At 65.6% G+C, this 22,052-nt stretch carries 17 protein-coding genes; 10 read left to right on the top strand and 7 right to left on the bottom strand.

Annotation, left to right across the window (positions count from 1 at the left end):
- Window positions 1-35: 35 nt before the first annotated feature.
- Window positions 36-1,982, bottom strand: coding sequence for a DUF2723 domain-containing protein (locus tag VGK20_07495; protein ID HEY2773880.1), 1,947 nt, complete (start codon window positions 1,980-1,982; stop codon window positions 36-38).
- Window positions 1,983-2,155: 173 nt separating this feature from the next.
- On the opposite strand from VGK20_07495, the gene VGK20_07490 reads away from it, so the two are divergent.
- The 3 genes from VGK20_07490 to VGK20_07480 all read left to right on the top strand — a co-directional run bounded on the left by VGK20_07490 (window position 2,156) and on the right by VGK20_07480 (window position 6,214).
- On the top strand, window positions 2,156-2,887 hold the full coding sequence (locus VGK20_07490; GenBank protein HEY2773879.1) for a sulfite exporter TauE/SafE family protein: 732 nt from the start codon (window positions 2,156-2,158) through the stop codon (window positions 2,885-2,887).
- A gap of 128 nt (window positions 2,888-3,015) precedes the next feature.
- Window positions 3,016-5,643, top strand: a complete 2,628-nt coding sequence (gene mgtA / locus VGK20_07485; GenBank protein ID HEY2773878.1) for a magnesium-translocating P-type ATPase — start codon at window positions 3,016-3,018, stop codon at window positions 5,641-5,643.
- 151 nt (window positions 5,644-5,794) lie between these two features.
- Entirely contained in the window at window positions 5,795-6,214 is a 420-nt protein-coding gene (locus VGK20_07480; GenBank protein ID HEY2773877.1) for a hypothetical protein, read from the top strand.
- Window positions 6,215-6,259: 45 nt separating this feature from the next.
- On the opposite strand, the gene VGK20_07475 is transcribed toward VGK20_07480, so the two are convergent.
- A complete protein-coding gene (locus VGK20_07475; GenBank protein ID HEY2773876.1) occupies window positions 6,260-6,526 on the bottom strand; it encodes a CSLREA domain-containing protein in 267 nt (88 codons plus the stop codon).
- Between the two features lie 247 nt (window positions 6,527-6,773).
- Here VGK20_07475 and VGK20_07470 point away from each other — a divergent pair, with 247 nt between their 5' ends.
- From VGK20_07470 to VGK20_07450, 5 genes are all read left to right on the top strand, one after another.
- The gene (locus VGK20_07470) at window positions 6,774-7,187 is read left to right on the top strand and encodes a nitroreductase family deazaflavin-dependent oxidoreductase (protein HEY2773875.1); all 414 of its coding nucleotides are present in this window, start codon (window positions 6,774-6,776) and stop codon (window positions 7,185-7,187) included.
- A gap of 216 nt (window positions 7,188-7,403) precedes the next feature.
- Complete coding sequence (locus VGK20_07465; protein HEY2773874.1) at window positions 7,404-9,332, top strand: PQQ-dependent sugar dehydrogenase; 1,929 nt, start codon at window positions 7,404-7,406, stop codon at window positions 9,330-9,332.
- A gap of 182 nt (window positions 9,333-9,514) precedes the next feature.
- The gene (locus VGK20_07460; GenBank protein ID HEY2773873.1) at window positions 9,515-9,946 is read left to right on the top strand and encodes a GFA family protein; all 432 of its coding nucleotides are present in this window, start codon (window positions 9,515-9,517) and stop codon (window positions 9,944-9,946) included.
- A 116-nt stretch (window positions 9,947-10,062) separates the two neighbouring features.
- A complete protein-coding gene (locus VGK20_07455; GenBank protein HEY2773872.1) occupies window positions 10,063-10,872 on the top strand; it encodes a hypothetical protein in 810 nt (269 codons plus the stop codon).
- Between the two features lie 260 nt (window positions 10,873-11,132).
- A complete protein-coding gene (locus tag VGK20_07450) occupies window positions 11,133-11,399 on the top strand; it encodes a hypothetical protein (GenBank protein ID HEY2773871.1) in 267 nt (88 codons plus the stop codon).
- 133 nt (window positions 11,400-11,532) lie between these two features.
- Here the strand turns inward: VGK20_07450 and VGK20_07445 are convergent, their stop codons facing one another.
- The 4 genes from VGK20_07445 to VGK20_07430 all read right to left on the bottom strand — a co-directional run bounded on the left by VGK20_07445 (window position 11,533) and on the right by VGK20_07430 (window position 17,844).
- Window positions 11,533-12,474 carry a DUF2157 domain-containing protein gene (locus tag VGK20_07445; GenBank protein ID HEY2773870.1) on the bottom strand — a complete coding sequence of 314 codons (942 nt, stop codon included), beginning with the start codon at window positions 12,472-12,474 and terminating at the stop codon, window positions 11,533-11,535.
- Window position 12,475: 1 nt separating this feature from the next.
- Window positions 12,476-13,108, bottom strand: a complete 633-nt coding sequence (locus VGK20_07440; GenBank protein HEY2773869.1) for a hypothetical protein — start codon at window positions 13,106-13,108, stop codon at window positions 12,476-12,478.
- Window positions 13,109-13,188: 80 nt separating this feature from the next.
- Window positions 13,189-15,015: a hypothetical protein gene (locus VGK20_07435; protein ID HEY2773868.1), complete on the bottom strand. Its 1,827-nt coding sequence runs from the start codon at window positions 15,013-15,015 to the stop codon at window positions 13,189-13,191.
- Between the two features lie 288 nt (window positions 15,016-15,303).
- Window positions 15,304-17,844, bottom strand: a complete 2,541-nt coding sequence (locus VGK20_07430) for a cation-translocating P-type ATPase (GenBank protein ID HEY2773867.1) — start codon at window positions 17,842-17,844, stop codon at window positions 15,304-15,306.
- A 255-nt stretch (window positions 17,845-18,099) separates the two neighbouring features.
- Here VGK20_07430 and VGK20_07425 point away from each other — a divergent pair, with 255 nt between their 5' ends.
- A complete protein-coding gene (locus VGK20_07425) occupies window positions 18,100-19,311 on the top strand; it encodes an alpha/beta hydrolase (GenBank protein ID HEY2773866.1) in 1,212 nt (403 codons plus the stop codon).
- A gap of 54 nt (window positions 19,312-19,365) precedes the next feature.
- On the opposite strand, the gene VGK20_07420 is transcribed toward VGK20_07425, so the two are convergent.
- Window positions 19,366-20,424, bottom strand: coding sequence for a DUF4215 domain-containing protein (locus tag VGK20_07420; protein ID HEY2773865.1), 1,059 nt, complete (start codon window positions 20,422-20,424; stop codon window positions 19,366-19,368).
- A gap of 287 nt (window positions 20,425-20,711) precedes the next feature.
- On the opposite strand from VGK20_07420, the gene VGK20_07415 reads away from it, so the two are divergent.
- Window positions 20,712-22,022 (top strand): hypothetical protein, encoded by a 1,311-nt coding sequence (locus VGK20_07415; GenBank protein ID HEY2773864.1) that lies wholly within the window; start codon window positions 20,712-20,714, stop codon window positions 22,020-22,022.
- Window positions 22,023-22,052: the final 30 nt, after the last annotated feature.

Below are 22,052 nucleotides of genomic sequence, written 5' to 3'. Positions count from 1 at the left end.
CCGGCGAGCCGGCGCCACCTTGGCGCCGTCCCGGCTCAGCGGTCGAGGTCGGCGAGCGCCGCGGTGATCGCAGCGCGGTCCTTCTCGTTGGCCGGGGCCTGCTCCAGGTAGATTCGCCACGCCGCGGCGGCCTCACGACGTGCGTCCGGCTGCCACTGCGCGAGCCGCGACGCCGCCAGCCCGTAGTTCTTGAGCAGGTACCACGGAGGCTCGCCTTGCCACTGCGCTGCAGCTTCGCGAAGCGCGTCGCAGGCCGCGGCAAACAAGTCGCGGTCCTTTTCGCGCTCGAGCGCGAGATCGAGAAGCCATTTGCCGCGGTCACCGAAAAGATCGCGGCAGTCGCTGAGCACCACGAATTCCCAGGTGCCGGGCGGATAGCGCCGAGGCTCGGGCAGCCGCATCGATCGAATCGCCGCGAGAGCCTGCGGCGACGCGACGCCAGCCACGGTGGCCGCATCGCCGATCCCGGTGCGAGGGAGGACGTGAAGGCTGACTCCGTCCGGAACCAGGGAGTATTGTTCGCTCCACGCCACGTCGCCGCGCTTGATTCCCGGGTAGACATGCACCGACCTCGCGGCAAGGTTGCGCTCGACGAATGTCTTCATGTCGAAATCGCCGGGAATACCGGGAAAATACGCACGTCCCGGAAATGCGAGATCGGGATGCTCGATGCGTGCGCGCTCGATGTACCAGCTCTTGGTCATCATCTCCTGGTCGAGCACGACGACGTCGGGGCGGTAGCTCTCGCACGCCTGCTCGTAGCGAACGGAGTTGCTGATCACGTCGCCGAACGTGAGCAGCAGCGCGTTCGGCGGCAGCGCCGCGAGAATCGCCTTGCCGTAGTCGGCGACGTAGCGATTGTCGCTTTCATCGTGGCCGGCGAAATTCGACGCGAGCTGGATCGGTACGAGCAACGCGGCCAGTGCGGCAAAGGAGCCGGTCCAGCGCGGCGAGTATCCGTCGCGCTCGAGGCGGCGGCGCACGAGGGCGAGGCCGATGCCGGTCAATGCAAATGCGAAAAGCTCGGGCTGCTGCCAGAAGCGGGACGTGACCTGGAGAAGAAGCGGGTCGTCGAGGGAAAGATTGGCCAGCGCTGCGAAAGTCACGGCGCAGCAGGCGATTGCGCAAACGAGCAGCACGACGTAGCGGCGCGTGCGTACCGCTTCGCCGTCGCCGGCGCGTGCAGACAGCGCGACGGCCGCACCCGCATAGAGGACACCCAGGAACAAGGACCCGCGCGCGAACGACCCGGCCAGCGACGCCAGGTGCTGCACGAAAGAGCCGAGCGTCACTGCGCCGGAGCCGCCGAGGCCGAAAGTCCCGTAATCGCGCCTCAGCAACACGTCGAAAAAACCCTGCACGCTCGAAGGATCACCCCACGAAAGCGTCGTCGCACCGCGCGCGGCCAGCGGCAGGTACGCATACGGCAGCAAGCCCGCGGCGACGCAGCCGGCCATCCGTGCAAGCATCGCCGGACGAACGAGCCTGCGGCCGCCGCTCGCGAGCATCCATGCAAGCAGCGGCGCCGCGAACAGGACGAGCGTGTGGTGGTTGGCCAGGCCAAGGCCGGTAACGAAGGCGACGGCAAGCGCGGTCCTGTCGTCATGATCGCGATTCCATCGGTCGGCCAGCACCAGCAGAAGCGCGACGAACAGGTTGTGGAGCGCAAAAACCTCGGCTTCGGTGGCGTAGGTCCACACCAGAGGCGAGAACGCGAACAGCAAAGATGCCACGAGCGCCGCAAGCGCGTCGCGCGTGACGCCGAGGACGGCGCGACAAAGCAGCGCCGCAGCTCCCGCATCGCAGACCGCCGATAAAAGATTGACCCGCCAGCCGATGTCACCCCAGGCAATCCACGTGAACACGTGTGCGAGCATCGTGTAGAGCGGGTAGCCGGGTGGATGGGGGATCTGCAGACGGCAGGCAACGAACGACAACTCGCCGGAGTCACCGCCGGCAATGGTCGGATGGAGCGTGCGCACGTACACTGCTAGCGCGGTGACGAAGACCACCAAGGGGAGGAGTCGCTCTTTCGAAGTACCCGACACGGCCGTCACCGGGTGCAGTCTAGCGCATCCGGCGGGGTCCCCCACGCTGTTGCGGCCCTCGGTGCCTCGGCTTGTTTACCGGTCCCGCTGCTGCAAACTCCCGTTCCATGCCTGGCTGGTTCCTGGCGGCCGCAGCGCTCGTCTCCGTGTTTGCCGGAGCCACTGCCTCCGTCGTCGGATTCGGCATCGGAAGCCTCCTTACACCGCTGCTCGCGACGCGGATGGACCTCGACCTCGCGGTCGCTGCCGTGGCCCTGCCTCATCTTGCCGCTGGACTGCTGCGCGGGTGGCGCCTTCGCGGCAGCGTCAGCGTCGACGTCCTGCGCAGCTTCGGCGTGCTCAGTGCCGCCGGCGGCCTGGCCGGTGCGCTCGTGTTCGCGCACCTTGCCCCTGCACCGCTCGGCCGCATCCTCGGTGCGCTGCTGCTGCTTACCGCCACCGCGGCGATCAGCGGATGGACCGAAGCAGCCACGCCGGGCACTGCCGTCGTGTGGATTCTCGGCGGCCTCTCCGGTTTTTTCGGAGGCCTGATCGGGAATCAGGGAGGACTGCGAGCTGCGGCGCTGACGGCCCTCTCCCTCGAGCCTGCCGCGTTCGTCGCGACGTCCACGGTGGTCGGCGTGATGATCGATCTCGTTCGCACGCCGGTCTACCTCTATCGCGAAGCGACCAGGCTGCCGGCACTCGCGGCCCTGTGTGCGGTGCTCACGGCCGGTGTGCTCGCAGGTACCCTGGCCGGCGAGCACGTCCTGCTCGGGATGTCGCGCGAGCGATTTCGCGGCGTCGTCGCGCTGGCGATCGGGATTCTCGGGCTGTGGTTCCTGCTGCGGCCGGCATGAAACGCTCCGGCTGAAGCCGCGCGGGCGCCCGCCGGCGCACTGCCGGCGAAGGCGGCCGGCGCCTGCAACAGCGGTACTGCGCCGAGCGTTCCTGTTTTCCTGCGTTCGCGCATGGGACAATCCCCGCTGTGAGTGCAGCCGGGTCGATCCTCCCCCGCGACCATCGTCACTTTCTCCACAGCGGCGAGACGACTGTCCACGCTTCGCCCCTCCTGCTCGAGATGGCGAAGGTCGAGCCGGCGGCGGTGCTTGCGCGGCTGCAGACGAGCAATGACGGCTTGTCCACGGACGAAGCCGCGCGCCGGCTCGAACGCTGCGGCGCCAACGTCGTCGCTTCCGACCAGCGCCACGGCCGCCTTCGCCTGTTCCTGCGCGCCTTGCTGAACCCGGTCGTGCTGCTGCTCAGCGTGCTGGCCGGCGTCTCGGTCGCGACTGGTGACGTGCGTGCGGCTGTCGTGATGCTCGTCATGATCGTGCTCGGTGTCGGTCTTCGTTTCACCCAGGAATCGCGGGCAGATTCGGCGGCCGAAAAGCTTCGCGCGATGATTCGAGTCACCGCCAACCTCGTGCGCGCGGGCAAAGAGGTCGAGGAGCCGCTTTCGCTGGTCGTGCCGGGCGACGTCGTTCACCTGGCGGCCGGCGACATGATTCCGGCCGATATCCGCATCCTCGAAAGTCGCGACCTCTTCGTCACCCAGGCCAGTCTTACCGGGGAATCGCTGCCGGTCGAGAAGTTCGCCGCCGCCGCCGACGGCGCCGGAGAAAACGTCCTGGAGCTGGCCAACCTGTGCTTTCTCGGCACCGCGGTCGAGAGCGGAACGGCCACTGCGGTCGTCGTCGAGACCGGGCCACGAACCTATCTCGGAAGCATCGCGAGCACGCTCGAAGGCGAGCCGGTCCCGACGGCGTTCGACGAGGGAGTCTCCAGGTTCACGTGGCTGATGATCCGCTTCATCGTCGTGATGGTGCCGCTCGTGTTCGTGATCAACGGGCTCACGAAGCATGACTGGAAGGAAGCGTTCTTTTTCGCGGTAGCCGTCGCCGTGGGGCTCACTCCCGAGATGCTGCCGATGATCGTATCGGTGTGCCTGTCGCGCGGCGCACTGGCGATGTGCGGCAAGAAAGTGATCGTCAAGCGCCTGAACTCGATCCAGAACCTCGGCGCGATGGACGTCCTTTGTACCGACAAGACAGGCACGCTGACGCAGGACCGCGTCGTTCTCGAGCGCCACTGCGACGTCGCACGCGTGGAAAACGACCAGGTACTGACGCTCGCCTATCTCAACAGCCATTTCCAGACCGGGCTGAGAAACGTGCTCGACCGCGCGATCCTCGACCATCGCGAAGTCCATCACGAAGCCTGCGTGCCGCAGTGGCGCAAGGTCGACGAGCTTCCGTTCGATTTCGCCAGGCGCCTGATGTCGGTGATCGTCGAGACGCCCGAAGGCCGTCACCGCCTGATCTGCAAGGGCGCGCCGGAGGAAGTCTTCCAGCGCTGCACGCGCTTCGAGCTCGGCGGCGAGATCGACGTTCTCGACGAAGTCCTCGTCGAGGACCTGCGCGAAGAACACCAGGCGCTCAGCGCCGAAGGCTTTCGCGTGCTTGCGATCGCGTACCGCGATTTCGACCCGCGCCCGACGTATACGAAGGACGACGAGTCGCAGCTCGTGCTGGCCGGCTACGTGGCCTTCCTCGATCCACGGAAGGAGTCCGCGCGCGAGGCAGTTGCGGAGCTCGGACGCCGCGGCGTCGCGGTAAAAATCCTCACCGGTGACAACGACATCGTCAGCCGCAAGATCTGCCACGACGTGGGCATCGCGACCGAGACTGTCCTCCTCGGCGCCCAGGTTGCGAAGATGAGCGACGAGGAGCTGGCGCGCGCAGCGACCACGACGACACTGTTCGCGCGCATGACGCCTGGAGACAAACAGCGCGTGATCCGGATCCTGAGGTCGGCAGGGCACGTCGTCGGTTTTCTCGGCGACGGGATCAACGACTCGCCGGCCCTTCGCGTGGCCGACGTCGGCATCTCGGTCGACACCGCGGTCGACGTCGCAAAGGAAGCGGCCGACATTATCCTGCTCGAAAAAAGCCTCCTCGTGCTCGCCGAAGGCGTGCTCGAAGGTCGCAAGGTGTTCGCCAACATTCTCAAGTACGTGCGCATGGGCGCCAGCTCGAATTTCGGCAACATGTTCAGCGTGCTCGGCGCCAGTGCGCTGCTGCCGTTCGTGCCGATGGCGCCGATCCAGATCCTGACGAACAATCTTCTCTACGATTTTTCGCAGATCCCGATTCCGACCGACGACGTCGATCCCGAGCAGATCGCCAGCCCGCGCCCGTGGTCGATGGGCGAGCTGACGCGCTTCATCCTGTTCATCGGCCCGTGCAGCTCGATCTTCGACTACACGACGTACCTCGTGATGTTCTTCGTGTTCCGCTGCCAGGATCCCTCGCACGCGCCGCTGTTCCAGACCGGCTGGTTCGTCGAGTCGCTGCTCACGCAGACCCTGGTGATCCACGTGATCCGCACCAACCGCATCCCGTTCCTGCAAAGCCGCGCGAGCGTACCGCTGATGGTGACGACGGGTGCGATCATGCTCGTCGCCATGTGGCTGCCTGTTTCCCCGGCGGCACACGCTCTCGGTCTGGTGCGCCTGCCTTCGCTTTACTGGCCGATCCTGGCGGCGACGCTCATCGCTTACGTCGCGCTCACCCAGGTCGTCAAAAGCTGGCTTCACCGGCGCCACTGGATCTGACGATTCTGCGCAGCCGGCGCGGCGAGCCATCGGTCTTCCCCCCGCAGGAAAAAAGCGTCACGCAACCGGGTGCAACGCGCGCCTCGCGTGGGGTGCATCGTGTGGCTTCGCTCTCGCCCGCACCGCCTGGGCGGTGCAATCTGATACGGCCATGCTCGATGCACGTGTCCTGGTAACCGTGGCGAGCATCGTCTCGGCCTTCGCGCTGACGACGATGATGTTTCGCATCCAGCGGGAGCTGGCCCAGCGAGAGCAGGGTCTGCCCACCTACATCGCGTGGTCGGACTGGTTGCTGCTGAGCGCCATGGTCGGCTGCATGCTGTTCGTCGTGGTGCCGCTCGTCTCCACCGAACAGCTGCCGCCGCTGCTGCTGCGCGTGCCGGGGGCGTTCTGCTGCGCCGCGGCTTTCCTGGTGGTCGGCTACATCTTCGGAATCCTGGCGCACTACCGGCTGCTGTTCTGGCGGGGGCACGGCAAGACGCCGCACGTCCCGGGAGAGCCGGCCGAGCGCGTGATCGTGGTTTTCTTCGGAGCAGTGGCGCTGGCGGCTTTCGTACGGATCGTGCTGTGAGCAGCAGCCTCCTGGCCGGTTCGTTCTGTACGACCTGCGAGTCGCTCAGGGCCCCGGCGTGATCACTTGCGTCGCGATGCTCGTCGACCCGCTGCCGGCGCCGACGATCGCCAGGTCGTCGTTGGCGGCCTGGATGGCTTCGCGCAGGGAGCAAAGACCGTCGACCGCAACGGTGTCGCCGGTGGTCGTCACGTCGATCGTCGCCGCCTGCGCGCGAGTGCACCACAGTGCAGTGCACGCGACTGTCCATACGACGGCAAATGCGAAACGACTGGCCGACCTGCGGGGTCGACGCCCATTGGCCTCTCCCATCGCGCGAACGCCCCCCTGCCGCTCCCGGCAACGGTAGGCAACCCGGATTGGGCTTGGCAAGGAAAATCGGACCGCCCGGCAAGCCCGCGTTGCGAGACATCGCGTCGCACCCATGCCAGCCTTGCACCGCACTGCAGGCGGAGATTCCGGAGCGGAGGAACTTCGATGGCGGGAAATCCGTGGTAGAGGTCACTCGAGCCGGCGGCGGACTCGAGCTGCAGCATTCACGAACGAGGAGAGGATTCCGATGCCTGATTACAGCCTTTTCGGTGACGAGCACGTAAAGCAGTACGAAGCGACGGGCGGTCGCGTCGGCCACGACTGGAACGGTACGAGCTGCCTGATCCTGAGGACGAAGGGGCGCAAGACGGGCCAGGTTCGCAAGTTCCCGCTGATCTACGGACGGGACGGACAGGACTACGTGCTCATCGCGTCCAAGGGCGGCTACCCGAAAAATCCCGGCTGGTACGACAACCTCGTCGCGCATCCGGACGTCGAGATCCAGGTAGGCGACAAGGTGATCCCCGTGACCGCGCGCACCGGCACTGCCGAAGACAAGAAGCGCGTGTGGCCGATCATGACGAAGCAGTGGCCCGCCTATGACGATTACCAGGCCGGCTCGCCGCGCAACATTCCGGTGATCTTGCTGAGGCCGCGTTAAGACTGGCCGGGGATCGGCGCATCGCGCAACGATGCGGCGGTCGTGCGCGCCGCCGTGGCCGGCTGCGTAGCCATCTCCGTCGTCGGACCCAGGAAGTCGGTGGCCTCGGCCGGTGCTTCGCGCGATAATTGACGGTGCACGTACCGGGAGCCGCGCGGGGCAGCTCGCAGCGGCGACGCGCGCCAGTCGCGCGGTCTGTCGGGGGAGGAAACACGGATGAAGAAGGGAAGCCCGCTTCTTGCGGCGCTGGCCGCGACGCTGGTAATCGGCGTTGCGGCAAGCGCGCGTGCCGATTCCGCGGCCGACCGCTGCGGAGGAACCAAGACGAGCGCCACCGGCAAATACTCGCGCTCGCTGTTCAACTGCTACGCCGCCGCGCTCGCCGCCAACCAATCGCTGTCTGCCGATTGTACGGACCAGGCCGCCGCCCGGCTCACGACCGAATTCAGCCAGGCCCAGGCGGCCGGCGGCTGCGTCACGACAGACGATGAAGGCGCCGTCGAATCGACGCTGGAGAACACGAGGTCGCAGGTGGACGCCGCTCTTGCTCCCGCCGCCGACGACCAGGCGCGTGCCTGCGCGAGCTACAAGCTGCGAAGTGCCGGCCGCCACGTCGGCGCCCGTCTTCGATGTTACGGCAGCCGCGGCCGGCGCAGTATCGGCCCCGACGGCGCCTGCCTCGCGAAGGCCGATGCCGTTCTCGAGACGGCGTTCGCGAAGGCGGAGAGCGCCGGGGGCTGCACGACCGTCGGTGATGCCGCATCGATCGAAGGCCTCGACGACCCGGGTGTCGAGGACGTCGTGCGCGAGCTTTCTCCTGTCTGCGGCGACGGGATCAACGGGCCTTCGCAGGCCTGCGAGGTCGGTGACGACGCAGCGTGTCCGGGGCTGTGCACCGAGAAGTGCATCTGCGATCTTCCGCCTGTCTGCGGCGACGGCGTCGCCAAGCTGCCCGAGGAATGCGACGACGGGAACCTCGTCGACGGCGACGGCTGCTCGTCGTCGTGCAAGCTCGAAAACACGAGCGCGATCTGCTCGGGCGTCCCCCACACCGCCGGAACGAAGATCAATGCAGTCTTCGTCAGCAACGACTTCACGGCGCCGCTCTTTGTCGCGGCGCCGCGACTGGATCCTTCGAGGATCTTCGTCGTCGAGCGAGCCGGCACCATCCGCGTCGTCCACCTTGCGACCAACGCCGTTGCTCCGGCGCCGTTCCTCGACATCAGCACGCTGACGACCACCGGCGGCGAGCGCGGCCTGCTGAGCATGGCGTTCGACCCGGGCTATGCGACCAACGGTCGCTTCTTCATCAGCTACACCAACCTCGACGGCGATCTCGTGATCGCACGCTACCAGGTGTCGGCCAATCCCGAGCTTGCCGACGCATCGACGAGGCAGCAGGTACTCCTGGTTCCTCATCCCGGCGCGGCCCACCACAACGGCGGACAGATCCAGTTCGGAGTCGACGGCTACCTCTACTGGAGCATCGGCGACGACGGTGACGGCGGCAATTCCCAGGACGATGCTTCGATGCTCGGCAAGGTCCTGCGCCTCGACGTCCACCACGACACTGCGCCATTGGCGACGGTGCCGCCGACCAATCCGCATTACGTGGACGGAACGAGCGACGTCGAGTACGTCTGGGCGAAGGGGCTCAGGAACCCGTGGCGCTTCAGCATCGACCGCGCGACCGGCGATCTTTACATCGGCGACGTCGGTGCCAATACGTGGGAGGAAGTCGACTACCAGCCGGCTTCCAGTCTCGGCGGCGAGAATTACGGCTGGAACATTTTCGAAGGTTCCCACTGCCACAAGATGACGTGTCCGGATCCTCCGACCGGCTTCACGATGCCGGTGTATGAATACCAGCACGGAAGGCCTTGCGCAGTGATGGGCGGCTACGTCTATCGCGGGTGCGCCATGCCGGATTTTGCCGGCACGTACTTCTTCTCGGACCTCTGTGCGGCGTTCATCCGTACGTTTGAAATCGTCGGCGGAGCAGCCACCGATGTGACCGATCGCACAGACGATGCACGTTCGTCCGGCGCATTCTTTACCGGCGTCGTGTCGTGGGGAGAAGACGCGCGAGGCGAGCTCTACATCATCAACGGCAACAACAGCATCTACCGCATCGAGCCGGAGTAGAAGCGCGCGAGCTCGGGGTGCCCCATATGGGGCGGTCCGGCGGACGTGTTGGTTGACACACCTGCTCGCTCGCGGTTTTTGAAGGAAACGAGCCCCGCAGCGCACCAACGCGCGCGCTTTGCGCGCGGTACGTTCTACGAGGCTGCATTCCGGCTATGTGAGCCGGCGCAAAGGGAGAAGCCATGGCAGAGAATTCCTTCAAGAGCGGCTGCATCTGTGGTGCCGTCGAGGTCGAAATCACGGGTGCACCTGCCGTCCAGTGCTACTGCCACTGCGAATCGTGCCGTGGCTGGCTCTCCTCGCCGCTGCATGCGGCAGCGCTGTGGCCGACGCCGAACGTCAACGTCACCAAGGGCGCCGACAAGCTCGGAGTCTTCAAGAGAACGGACAACAGTCACCGCCATTTTTGCAAGGAGTGCGGCGCGGGAGTGCTGGTTCGCCATCCCGGCATCGGCATGACCGATGTGCCCGCGGGCACCGTCAAGGGCATGACCTACGCACCGACCATGCACGTGAACTACAGCGAGCGCGTCATGACCGTGCGCGACGGGCTTCCCAAGTTCAAGGATTTTCCCAAGGAGTTCGGCGGCTCCGGGGAGACGGCTGCCGAGTAACTTCGGCAGTCTGCGACGGTCTGCCCCATCGACCTCGAACCCCGCTTCGCCCGATTCGTGAAATCGAAATCAGGCCAGGCGTGGCGGCGGCGTGCGTCTGCCGGTATCGTCGTCCGATGGGCCGCAGCCACCTGATCAAGTTCCATCGGTCGCAGGATCACCTCCGGGAGCTGGGGGCGCGGATCACGGACTGGAAACAGGGCGCAGGCAAAACCCTCTTCGGCGAGCCGGATTCGGAAGACCCGGGCTACCAGATCTTCTATTTCCAGAACGACCCGATCCCTGCCGCGGCGCTGTCGCCGGTCATCGGGGACGTGGTGCAGAACCTTCGCGCCAGCCTGGACCATCTCTTCTTCGAGCTGGCCGCGGCATTCAGCGGACGTCTGACCAAGAAGCAGGAAGAAATCGCGAAGTTCCCGATCCATCGAAGCGAAGGAGAATTTCGCGAGGGAGCGGCCGACGTGCTCGGCCTGGTGGGCTCGGAGGCCGGCGAGATCATCCATCGCCTGCAGCCCTGCTACACGAGGCCCGACAAGAATCCGGAGTGGGACCTGCTCTGGCAGCTTCACGAGCTTGCTGTTGCCGATCAGCGCGAGACGCTGCCGGTCGTCGGCAGCGTCGTCGGCCGGTGGAGTCTCGAGGCGATCGTGCCCGCCGATTTCGATCCGGCCGGCGGCTGGTTTCGTACCGGAATTCCGCCAAAGGGCCGCGCGCCGATCGCGCGGCTTCCGCTTCTTCCCGAGGGCACGGAGGACGACGTGATCAGGAAGGTCACGAGCTCTCTCGATGTCGCGCTCGCCAATCCGCCGAGCCCGCCCGCAGGCGACCCGATCTACGAAGTCCTCGTCGATATCTCCCAGTACGTCCGGTCACGGGTGTTCAAGGTTCTGGAGCCGCTGTTGCCGCCGTCGAGCTCGGCGAGGTGACGGCCATTCCCGGGAAACCATCGACGCACGAAAACGTAAGGTGATCGTGGTCGAATAAAGGCTGCGCTGGGGGAAATCCCGCGACGGTTTCCTGGACTCGCCTGTGACAGGCGACACGTTCACCGGTAGCGTCACGGTCCGCATCGGGTTAGCGTCCCCGTGTATTCGGCAACGAATCGGCAGTTGGGGCGATCTCTGCACCGGTCCCGCGCAAGTCACGGCGTAATCCGGTCCGAACAGAAATCGCGAGGAGAAGCGCCTTGAACGCGAGATTCCCGCTACTTTCCTTCATTTCGGCAGTGCTGCGTCTGTTCGGTGCAATCCTGGTCGTCGGTGGAGCGTACTTCGCTCACGAGTCGTACCAGGCGATGCAGCAGTTGCATGCGATCTCGCCGGAAGACTCGATCCGGCTCACCGAAAGCGTCGCGGCCCTGTTGACCGGATTGCTCACGATCGCGTGCGGCGAGGTTATCGGCGTGCTCTTCGCGATAGAGAAGAATACGCGCCGCCAGGCGGCCGAGAGCTGACAGGCGAGGATGGCAAGCGGTCGCCGCAACGTGCCCGTGCAAGTCGAATGCGCCGCCGACGTGAGGCGGCCCGATCAGTTTTCCGGAGTGCCACCTTCAGCGCGCATTTTCCCTGACTCCCTCGTGACGTTCGTCAGGTAGCGGCGGGTGCGATGAACTTCCTGTTGAGGCGGATCGCTGCTGCGCCCAGCCCGATCAACACAAACCCGAATGCGATCAGAAGAAGCGGTGCGCTCACGCTGTTCGCGAAGTTCTCGTAGATGTAGTCCCCGAGGTAGCCGATCAAGGCGATCGTCCCGACCACCAGCAGGCTTCGGCTGTGTGCCATGGTGGCGAGCACGACGATGCCGCTGGAAATCGCGATGAACAGCGGCTCCAGCGGTGTGTCGTTCAGCCAGTCCCAGGTCGCGCCGAGGAACGTCGCCGATCCGAAGAAGTAGACGAGGCCCGCAATCGCCCGGTGCGTGGATCGGTCGAGGCTCCACGCCACGCACATCAGCGAGATGCCGAGCGCAGTGCCGATCAGGTCCTTGCTGACGTCGAGCAGGTCGAGGCTGTTCCAGAAGAGTCCCGACGCGAAGATCGCAGTCGTCAGCGCGAGCACCGTCCTGCGGCGCGCCAGGAAGGTGCAACCCTGCTGGATCGTCATCACGGTGTTGATCAGCAGCATGCCGCGCTCCGGATCCGCGCCGCTGGCAAACTCGCGCAGGATCACCACCAGACCGGTCGGTTCGAGCAGTGCGGCGACGAGGAAGAGAGGCGTCGCGGCACCTTCCAAGCGCGCGTCCGTCGTTGCGACCAGCGCGGCGACAAACAGGCAGGCGCCCGGACCGAGCGTCATCAGGACGCGGCCGAGAGGGCCCACCACGTCCCATTTCATGCCGATGTAGATCGCCAGGCCGGCGAAAATGAGGATCCCTCCGAGATAAGCGAAGACCCGCGACAGCACGCTGCCGGAGCGCGATGCTTCGAACTCCCGCTCTCCCGCCAGCGCCGACGCGACCTCGTCGATGCCGAGCCCGTGGCTGCGCATCAGCTCGACCACTTCGACCAGCGCGTCGTCTTTCGCGCCCATCTCAGGAATTGGCCTTCGCGTCCGGGACCACCCATCCGACGAATTCGACGTTTCCCGGATAACTCGCGGAGTGTCCGTCGCCGAGCTCCAGGGGCACGCTCGAGCTGCCACTACGAAGCCGCACGCGACTGCGATTGTAGGAATCCCAGAAGAGCGAGGTGATCAGCCCGCCGTGCGAAGTGTCGCTGGAGGAGATCTCGTAGCCGTCGGGCGATTGAATCGTCGTGTCCAGTCGCAGATCCCTGGTCGCTTCGACGACCTCTTCGCGGGTCCCGTCGATCGTTTCTGCATCCGCCGGAATGCCGAGCGCCAGCTCGCGAACCTTGTGCAGCGACGCTTCGTAGATGTAGAGTTTCTTCCACGCTCCGTACGTGAAGGCCGACCTCTGCGTCGTCAGCTTCGCGTATTGCGCCACCAGCACATGGTCCTTGACCACGAGCCGTAGCCCGATCGGCAGATTCTGCGCCGCCGGCGCATAGTCCTGGACCGCGAAGACCAGATCATACTTCGGTGGGACGACCAGGCCCTGGGTCAGGCTGCTGGCCGCCAGGAACCCGACCATCAGCAACACGGGGAGCACGAGCCCGACGACGAGGACGAAATTTTCCCGCAGTGCGCGGCCGACAGAGGACATACGACACGTATACCTCAGCGCTCACGCTTGGCCGAGCGCGGTGGCGGACGCCGCAACCTGCGGCGCCCGCCAGCCGTCGCTCAAGGCACGACTTCGATATGATAGTGCAGGTCGAACGCGGCGCCGACGATCGTGCACGTCTCACCGCCGGGACAGTCTTCGTCGAACACGCACAGCGTGCTCGTGCTGACCGAGCAGTGTCCCGCATCGCCGCCGACGCTCGGCACGACGTAGTCGGTGCCCGCCATCCCGGCGCCGAAATTGGGACCGGCATACGTCTGGTCGATGCGCCCAGGGCTATGGCTCTGCGAGCCGCCGAAGGACGTGTGGCCGCGCGACGTGAGGCAGTCGAGCCCCTTCGTCAGCCCCTGCTCGACCAGGTCGGTGGCGATCGCCTTGCCGAGCATCGCATCGACGCACTCCTTGCTCACTCCGTGTGCCTGGATGCGCAGCGATCCGTCGGACGGCAGGAACTGGTCGTACACTTGCGCCTGAGGGATCGAGAACGATCCGCCAGCAATGGTCGGCTGCGTGACGCTGTCGAGCCCCGTCAGCTTCTGCCACTGGCCGTTGACTCCGACCTGCAGCGCCCACGGAGTGATCGGCCCGAGGCCGAGGCAGGTGTCGCTGCTCGAGCAAGCGGGACACGTCGGCGGCTTGCAATCGGTGTCGGCGCCGCAAGCTCGCTGGCAGACTTTCGACGTGCCGCTGAGGAAGGTACAGACCGGATACGAAGGGTCGGTGCAGTCGGAGTCGGCAGTGCACGATGCGCCCGTCGACGAGCAGGTCTTCGGTGAGATCGGCACGGCGGGTTTTAGCGGGTGCTTCACCTCGACCTGCTGCAGCGTCACGCGCACGTGCGAGAGCGGTGTCGCGTCGCCCACCCAGCCTGCGAAGAGCGTTCCGGAGAAGCCGGTCGGCGCGGACCCGGCCGTCATGCGGACGGTCACCTGCAGATGCGGGATCGGGTCCGTAAGGAAGGGCCGCACCTTCACCTTTGGAGACTTCGTGCCATCTGCGTTGGGATACTTGACGAGCAGATGACGCACGCGCCTGGCGCCCACCGGCTGCGGGGGCAACGGAAGGTCGAAGGTGAAATCCTGCGAATTGAGCGCCGCTACCGGCTTCGAAAGCGGAAAACAGGAGACGCTGAGCAACTCGAGCGGGCTCGGACGGTGCGTCACGATGCAGCGGTCGCCCGCGCCACCGCCATTTCCGCTGACGAAGATGTCTGCGCGAGTGGCCAGAACGGGCGCGGCACCGTCTTTTGTCGAGATCAGTCCGCCACCGCCGGCGCGGATCGTGGCCAGGGCCTGCGGTGGATGCATCTCGGACTCGTAGCCGACGTGCTCGCCGACGCAGGTTTCGCCCATCGGGCAGTCCGTGTCGAGGATGCACTGGTGTGCGACAGTGGTCGAGCAGTTGCCGGGAGTCGACGTCGCATGACCACAGTCGAAGATCCAGCGCCCGAGCGCGACGATGCGATCTCCTTCGCCGGGCCACGCGAACGCGGGCAGCGAGCCGTGCTCCCACTCGATGCCCATGTGTCCGGCATCGTTGTAGGTCCCCGCCAGGTCCACGTCGGCAGGATCGACTTCGACTTCGAAAACGGCGTCGCTGGTGACGTGCGTTGCCGGGAAATCACCGCCCGTATCTCCGTGGAACGTTTCCACCGTGGCGTGCACCGTGACCGGAGCCGAGACGAACGAATCGCTGGGCACGACGGGCGTCCACTCCGGATCGAGCAGGCTCAGGTAGTCGAAGAGACCCGGCGATATGCCGGTCGGATAACATCCGCCGCCATTTACGCTGAAGCCGAGCTCGCCGTCGACCGGCGCAGCAATCGCCGGCCGCGCCACCAACACCAACGCTGCCAATAGAAAACCAGCACTCGAACTCCACTTCATTCGCGTTCCCTCCCATCGAGCGTCCCGCCGCAGCCAGAACGCATCGTCGCGATCTTCCTCGTTGGCCGGGCCTGATGGAAGGGTGCCGGAAAGTGCGCGACGATCTCGGCCGTCGCAGCGCGATCCGCGCGATACTGGTGCCGGGAGAAGCGCGGCCCCCACCCCCAGCTGAGCGTCCGGCCGCGGTCGCGGCGGGGAGGGAACCGGTCACGGACGCCGGGGCGCTACGGCCCGAGGTGGAAAGGCCGCGCCCCGAAGCCAGGACTCGAGACCTCGATCCAGAACGTGTCAGGTTCGCCCCTGGTTCCGCGTACGCAGCGCCCACTTGCCAGCTTCGGACAGCGCCAATCCCCCGAATACGACCAGCACTGCAAGCGCGAGCTCGCCGGCGGTGAGCGCGTCAAAGTGAAACACGTCGCGCAGCGCCGGCACGTACAGCGCGAGCAGCAATCCAACCAGTGCGCCGGCGATGACAACCCAGAGCGGCCGGTTCGGCGTCGCGAGCGTGGAAAGTACGCTGCGCGTGCGCGATCGGTTGGAAAGGATCAACGCGGTATTGCCGAGAACGAGCACGGCAAACGCCATCGCGCGGGCGCGCGCTTCCGGGACGGGATACTTGAGCGCCGCCCAATACAGGACGGCCGTCGCCAGCAGCACGGCGGTGCCTTGCAACAACGCAAAGCCAAGCAGCTGCGCACCGAGCAGCGGCTCGCGCGGGTTGCGCGGCGGGCGATTCATGATGTCGGGATTCGCGGGCTCCGCCTCGTAAGCGATCGAGCAAGCCGGATCGATCACAAACTCGAGAAATACGATGTGCACGGGAAAGAACACCAGCGGCCAGCCGGCGATCAGCGGAATGACCGCCATGCCGGCGGTCGGCACGTGTACGGCGAGCAGATACGACATCGCGTGGCGGATATTGTCGAAAATGCGCCGGCCGAGACGGATGGTGTCGACGATGGAGGCGAACTGATCGTCGAGCAGCACCAGGGACGCCGCTTCGCGCGCGACGTCGGTGCCGCGGTTTCCCATGGCTATGCCGATGTGGGCCGCCTTCAACGCCGGTGCGTCGTTGACGCCGTCGCCCGTCATCGCCACCACTTCGCCGTTGGCTTTGAGCGCGTTCACCAGCCGTAGTTTCTGCTCGGGAACGACGCGAGCGAAAATGTTCACGTCTGCAACGCGCTCTTGCAGCCGCGTCTCGTCCATCGTGCGGAGTTCCTCGCCGGTGATCACGCCGCCCGGCGATTCGAGCCCGATCTGGCGGCCGATCGCGACGGCAGTGCCCGGGTAGTCCCCGGTGATCATGACGACGCGAACGCCGGCATCGAGACAGTCTTTCAGTGCTCGCGGTACGCTCGCGCGCACCGGATCGGCCAGAGCGATCAATCCTCGATAACGGAAAGAAAAGACCGTGGGATCGGCGGGAAAATCGCGGCCGTCATGCCGCGCTTCCGCGACCGCAAGGACGCGCCGGCCACGTCCGGCCAGCTCGGCCGTTCTGGCCAGAATGTGCTCGAGCAACGTCTCGTCGGCGCGGCAGAGACGGGCAATCGCTTCCGGCGCGCCTTTGGTCGCGACGACGATCTCGCCGTTTCCGGGTCGCTCCCAGCAATGCGTGACGGCGAGCAGCTGCGGCGTGAGATCGTACTCCTTGGCCAGGCGCCACTGGACGCGCTGATCGGCGTCATCGGTCGCCGAGTTCGCATAGTCGAGAATGGCGCGTTCCATCGGATCGGACGGATTGCGTTCGCACGCCAGTGCTGCGGTCTGGATGATTGCGTGCGCCTCGACGGGAAGAGGGCTCGACCCAGCTTCGACGAATCGATCGGCAGTCGCGATCTCGGCCAACGCCATGCGGTTTTCGGTGAGCGTGCCGGTCTTGTCGACGCAGAGGACAGTGGCCGATCCGAGCGTTTCGATCGCCGGCATGCGGCGCGTGAGCACCTTGCGCTGCGAAATGCGCCAGGCACCGAGCGCGAGGAAAATGGTGAGGACGACCGGAAATTCCTCCGGTACCATCGCCATCGCGAGCGTGATCCCGGCGAGGAGGCCGTCGAGCCACCCGCCGCGAAGCAGCGTGTACAGGGCGACGACGAGCAGGCAGAGGCCGATGCCGATCGCGGCGAACACGCGCACAACGCGAGCCATCTGACGCTGCAGCGGCGTATTCTCGATATCCAGCTGCTGCAACGCCTTTCCGATGCCGCCGATCTGCGTGCCGGCGCCGGTTGCGAGCACTCGCGCGATTCCCTGGCCCTGGACGATCAGCGAGCCGGAGTAGACGAACGATGATCCGTCTCCGCCCGGGACCAGCATCTCGGCAATCTCCGTGTCCGCCGCGCGCTTCAAAACCGGCAGCGACTCGCCGGTCAGCAGCGATTCATCGACGGTAACGTGATTGCAGTCGAGCAGGATGCCGTCGGCCGGAACACGATCGCCTTCGCCGAGCACGAGCAGATCGCCCGGCACAACGTCGCGCCCGGCAATGCGCTGCTGGCGACCGTCGCGAATCACCAACGCGCGCGGGCTGGAAAGGTCGCGCAACGCTTCGAGCGCCCGTTCGGCTTTTCGCTCCTGGTAAATCGTGATCGTCATGACGACGATCACCGACCCGAGCAGGATCAGTGCCTCACGGATGTCGCCGAGGACGAAATAGATGGCGCCGCCCGCGATCAGCAGCAGGAACATCGGCTCGCTGATCACTTCGCGCACGACTGCGCCGAGTCCGTGCTTGTCGGCGCGCGGGAGCTCGTTCGGGCCGTGCTCGGCGAGGCGCCGACGCGCCTCTGCGTCCGTTAGTCCGGCACCCGGTTCTGTGAGCGGCATGCGAATTTTCCGGTGGATGCGAAAACACCCGACAGCCAGTTGGCGATGCGAATCGCGGAATACTCCTCGATGGGCATCAAAACCAACCGCTTGGGCCGGTGACCCGTTATTCAAGTTGGATGCGCCCGCGGCAATCGAGGTAAACGCGCGGTAGTTGCGGCGTTGGAATCGTACGGGAACCCGCTCCACACTCGGCCAGGCTCGCTGCGTTTGCAGGCACTCGCACTTCCAGTGGAAAGCGTGGATAAGGGGATCATGCGCGAGCGCGCTCACTTTCACGCGGCCGACCTTCACGGCATCGCCCGGTTGGCCACCGATGCGACCGGCGCAGTGACCGACATCGTCGAGGCGATGCACGAGTCGGTCACACGGCCGCCGTCTCTGCCGGCTTCTTCGTTGTCGGGTCGCGCCGGCGGCCTCTCCGGACTCATCTACTCGTCGGTTCGCCTGGTGGCACGGTGCATCGGCGGCGGGATCGACCTGGCTCTTACGCCGATCGTGCCGCTACTCGGAAAGAGAGCTTCGACGCCGGAGCGTGATGTGCTGCTCTCGGTGCTGAACGGCGTGATCGGCGATCATCTTGCCGACAGCGGCAACCCACTGGCAGTGGGCATGGAGCTTCGCACCGGCGGCCGCGCTCTCGAGCTTCGCCGCAAGGCACTCGCCCGCGTTTTTCCGAGCGCGTCGCCGCGCGTAGTCGTTTTCGTGCACGGACTGTGCGGCTCGGATGTTCAATGGAAGGGTCGAGCGGTCGACTACGGCGTCGGCCTCGAACGCGACCACGATTTTACTGCGCTGTACCTGCGCTACAACAGCGGGCTTCACATCTCGACCAACGGACGCCGGCTGGCAACCCTGCTCGAGACGCTCGCGCGCGAGTGGCCTGCCGACAACCTGGAGCTGATGCTGGTGGGACACAGCATGGGCGGCCTCGTCGCTCGCAGCGCCGTGCACTACGCCGGGCTCGCATCGCACTCCTGGACGACGTCGCTGTCCCGCATCGCCTTTCTCGGCACGCCGCACCACGGCGCACCTCTGGAGCGCGGCGGCCACTGGTTCCACGAGGTGCTCGGCAGCATTCGCTACGCTTCGCCGCTGTCGCGCCTGGCGCGACTGCGAAGCGCCGGCATCACCGATCTTCGACACGGCAATCTTCTCGACGAGGACTGGCACGCCGCCGATCGTTTCTCGCGAGCGCATGACACGAGAATTCCGCTGTCGCTGCCGAAGGGGATCGATTGCCTGGCCGCTGCCGCGACCACTGGCGGGAGTCTCGGCGACGCGCGCGATCGATTGGTCGGCGACGGCCTGGTTCCGGTCGCGAGTGCGCTCGGGACTCATGCCGATCCGCAACGCGACCTCGGGATCGCTCCGTCGCGGTCCTTCATCGTGTATCGAGCGCACCATCTCGAGTTGCTCGGACATTCCGAGGTGTACGAGCATCTCTCACGCTGGCTCACGAGCTGACGAGACCGGACGCGATGGTGAGTCGCGCCCGGTCTCCTTGGCCTTGCTGACGCGTCAGGGGCAGGTGGCCTGAACGATGGCCGTCTTTTTCATCGTCCAGTAGCAGGCAACGTTCTGGATGGTGGTCATGGGACCCATGTTGACGGTTTGTGACCATGCCGGACAGAAGCCGCTGTTGGACGGATCCTGGTCGGAAAGGATGACGCAGGACTGATTCGACACTCCGAATCCAGCGCGAGCCAGGTCGTCGTTCGCGGGCGGCCCGGTGTTGCAGCTATCGTTTGACACCATCTGGAGATTGTAGATGCCGCCGTTATAGCAAAACACGCCGCCACGACCGGCCTGGTCGAAGTAGCCGATCGGGTACAGCCCGTCGAGACTGGCCGTCGTCCAGCAGGGGCACGTCGTCTCCAGCGTGCACGTCGAGCTGCAACCGTCGCCGTCCGCAATGTTGCCGTCGTCACAAGCTTCCGACGGGGCAAGCGCGCCGTTTCCGCACGCCGATACGGTGCAGTTGTTGTCGCATCCGTCGCCATTAACGGCGTTGCCGTCGTCGCAGACCTCTCCCGCGGTGACGATGCCGTTGCCGCAGGCGGTGGTCGTACAGTTGTTGTCGCAGCCGTCGCCGTTGACGAGATTGCCGTCGTCGCACTGCTCCGAGCCCGTCACTTGACCGTCCCCGCACTCATTGGTGCAGGTCGGGCTGCAACCGTCGTTGGCCACCAGGTTGCCGTCATCGCAGGCTTCGTCACCGTCGAGATGGCCGTTTCCGCAACCGAGGTCACCGGCCACGTCTTCCACGCCGTTGTCGAGCTTCGTGCGGATAGACGCGGCGTTCGAGGTGATGGAGCAGCCTCCGGCCTGCTCGATCTTGGTGAATGCGTCGTCGTACTTGGCCTGCGCCGTGTCCAGGCAACCCTGGTCGACGTCGCTACTGGAGGCCAGTGCGGTGGCATAGCACTTCGCCTTCGCTGCCCAGGCTTTGCCGGACGCCTTCATCTTGGATGATGCGCATTTCTCCGCGGGCGTGCTGGCCGCAGATACCGAGCCGGCAAAAGTGACACACGCCAGCATCGCGCTGGCCGTGACGGCAACGCCGATCTTGCATTTCATGGTGAGTATTCCCCTGTTGATCTAAGTAGTGGACTGGTTCCGTCGCGAACCGAACGGCAGCTATCGAACCGTTTGTCCCCGGCTAGTGCAACGTTTGCGAGGTTCGATCGGCGCTGTCGGAACGTCTTTCGGGTTTCCGAAAAACGCGAACGGAGGGACTGGGGAAAAACGTGGAAAATTCCTCAATGAATCCGTGACTTCGGTATGAACTGTTACCGAGTCGGCACTCGCAGGCGAGATTGCGAAAGTCTTCGCTTGCCGTTGCGCTTTCGTGGTAAACGCTTCCCATGCTCGGGAGACACGCCGGATTTCTTGCCGCCGTCACCGTGATCTGGGCCACGATCGTATCGCGCCTCGACGCGCATGCGGCCTACGACATGTCCGGCAAGTGGCACGTAACCGGCGCGTTGAGCGAGCACTGGGACGTCACCGAGTCCGCCGGGACCCTCCGGGTGAGCACGGACTACTACGGGCCATATGCGGGGAACATCGACGAAGGGACTGGTGCGTTTTCGATCGATCCGGGACAACCCTACCCGTTGTGCGGCACCAATTCGGTCCAAGGCAGCGTTGCCGCGGACGGTCTGACGTTCACCGGCACGCAGGAGCTGCATATCGCACAGCTGCTCCCCGGACCGGCTTTCGAATGCCTCACCCATATTACCGATGTGTCCGGATCGCGCTGCGGTAACCAGCAGCTCGATGACGGCGAGGACTGCGACGACGGCAACCAGCTCGACGGCGACTGCTGCTCGTCGTCCTGCACCTACGACCCACCGGCCACAGCCTGCACTGACGATCTCGACGTCTGCACCGACGACAAGTGCGACGGCGCCGGCGTCTGCGAGCACATCGACAACACTGCCGCGTGCTCCGATCCTGCGGGCTGCGGAAGCGGCAACTGCAACGCGGGATCCTGCGTGATCTCGGCGCCCGAGCCGGTGGGGACCTCGTGCGACAAGGATGCCAGCGTCTGCACTCCCGACACCTGCGACGGCAGCGGCGTCTGCGTAGCCGGTGATCCGATCGACTGTTCGCCGTGCGGATATTGCAGCCCGCTCTCCGGCTGCGTCGGCCCCGGAAGCGACCCATGTGACCGTGCAGACAAGGAGGCGTCGATCTCGGTGCGGCTCGACTCGAAGGGGACGAGGCAGCAGGTCTCCGCGCTGCTCGAAGACTTCGCGGTACCGCAGTCGAGCCTCGGCGATCCGACTACCTCGACCGACTATACGCTGTGTCTGTACCAGTCCGACAGCGGCGACGGTGGCAACGTGATCTTCCGCGGGACCGTGCCTGCGGATGGGATGTGCGGCACCAAGCCGTGCTGGACGCTGACTGGCAACAACGGGTTTGTTTACAAGGACCGCGCGGGCAGCGCGGACGGAATCGGTCTCGTCAAGGCAACGCTCGGCGGGGGCTTCCGTTTCCGTGGCAAGGGAGAGAACCTCGCGCTGCCCGACCTGTTCCCGGACAACATTACTCTGTCCGCCAAGATCGTCGCGCGCGATGGTGCGACCACTACCGGCTGCTGGTACCGCGCGGCGGCGCGCGAGAGGCAGTCTTTGACGAGCTATAAGGGCAGCTCGACCGGCGGCTGACGATTGCACGCTCGACGTGCGTGCCGTCCA

It is taken from the genome of Candidatus Binatia bacterium, assembly GCA_036493895.1.
Lineage (GTDB): Bacteria > Desulfobacterota > Binatia > UBA1149 > CAITLU01 > DATNBU01.
Note: the sequence above shows the minus strand (reverse complement) of the source record. Positions and strands in the feature narration are given on the sequence as shown.

Bases quoted from the DNA above. Each gene is read 5' to 3' on its own strand.
- VGK20_07490 (HEY2773879.1), top strand. From the start codon at position 2,156: ATGCCTGGCTGGTTCCTGGCGGCCGCAGCGCTCGTCTCCGTGTTTGCC.
- VGK20_07480 (HEY2773877.1), top strand. From the start codon at position 5,795: ATGCTCGATGCACGTGTCCTGGTAACCGTGGCGAGCATCGTCTCGGCC.
- VGK20_07475 (HEY2773876.1), bottom strand. From the start codon at position 6,526: ATGGGAGAGGCCAATGGGCGTCGACCCCGCAGGTCGGCCAGTCGTTTC.
- VGK20_07470 (HEY2773875.1), top strand. From the start codon at position 6,774: ATGCCTGATTACAGCCTTTTCGGTGACGAGCACGTAAAGCAGTACGAA.
- VGK20_07465 (HEY2773874.1), top strand. From the start codon at position 7,404: ATGAAGAAGGGAAGCCCGCTTCTTGCGGCGCTGGCCGCGACGCTGGTA.
- VGK20_07460 (HEY2773873.1), top strand. From the start codon at position 9,515: ATGGCAGAGAATTCCTTCAAGAGCGGCTGCATCTGTGGTGCCGTCGAG.
- VGK20_07455 (HEY2773872.1), top strand. From the start codon at position 10,063: ATGGGCCGCAGCCACCTGATCAAGTTCCATCGGTCGCAGGATCACCTC.
- VGK20_07445 (HEY2773870.1), bottom strand. From the start codon at position 12,474: ATGGGCGCGAAAGACGACGCGCTGGTCGAAGTGGTCGAGCTGATGCGC.
- VGK20_07440 (HEY2773869.1), bottom strand. From the start codon at position 13,108: ATGTCCTCTGTCGGCCGCGCACTGCGGGAAAATTTCGTCCTCGTCGTC.
- VGK20_07435 (HEY2773868.1), bottom strand. From the start codon at position 15,015: ATGAAGTGGAGTTCGAGTGCTGGTTTTCTATTGGCAGCGTTGGTGTTG.
- VGK20_07430 (HEY2773867.1), bottom strand. From the start codon at position 17,844: ATGCCGCTCACAGAACCGGGTGCCGGACTAACGGACGCAGAGGCGCGT.
- VGK20_07425 (HEY2773866.1), top strand. From the start codon at position 18,100: ATGCGCGAGCGCGCTCACTTTCACGCGGCCGACCTTCACGGCATCGCC.
- VGK20_07420 (HEY2773865.1), bottom strand. From the start codon at position 20,424: ATGAAATGCAAGATCGGCGTTGCCGTCACGGCCAGCGCGATGCTGGCG.
- VGK20_07415 (HEY2773864.1), top strand. From the start codon at position 20,712: ATGCTCGGGAGACACGCCGGATTTCTTGCCGCCGTCACCGTGATCTGG.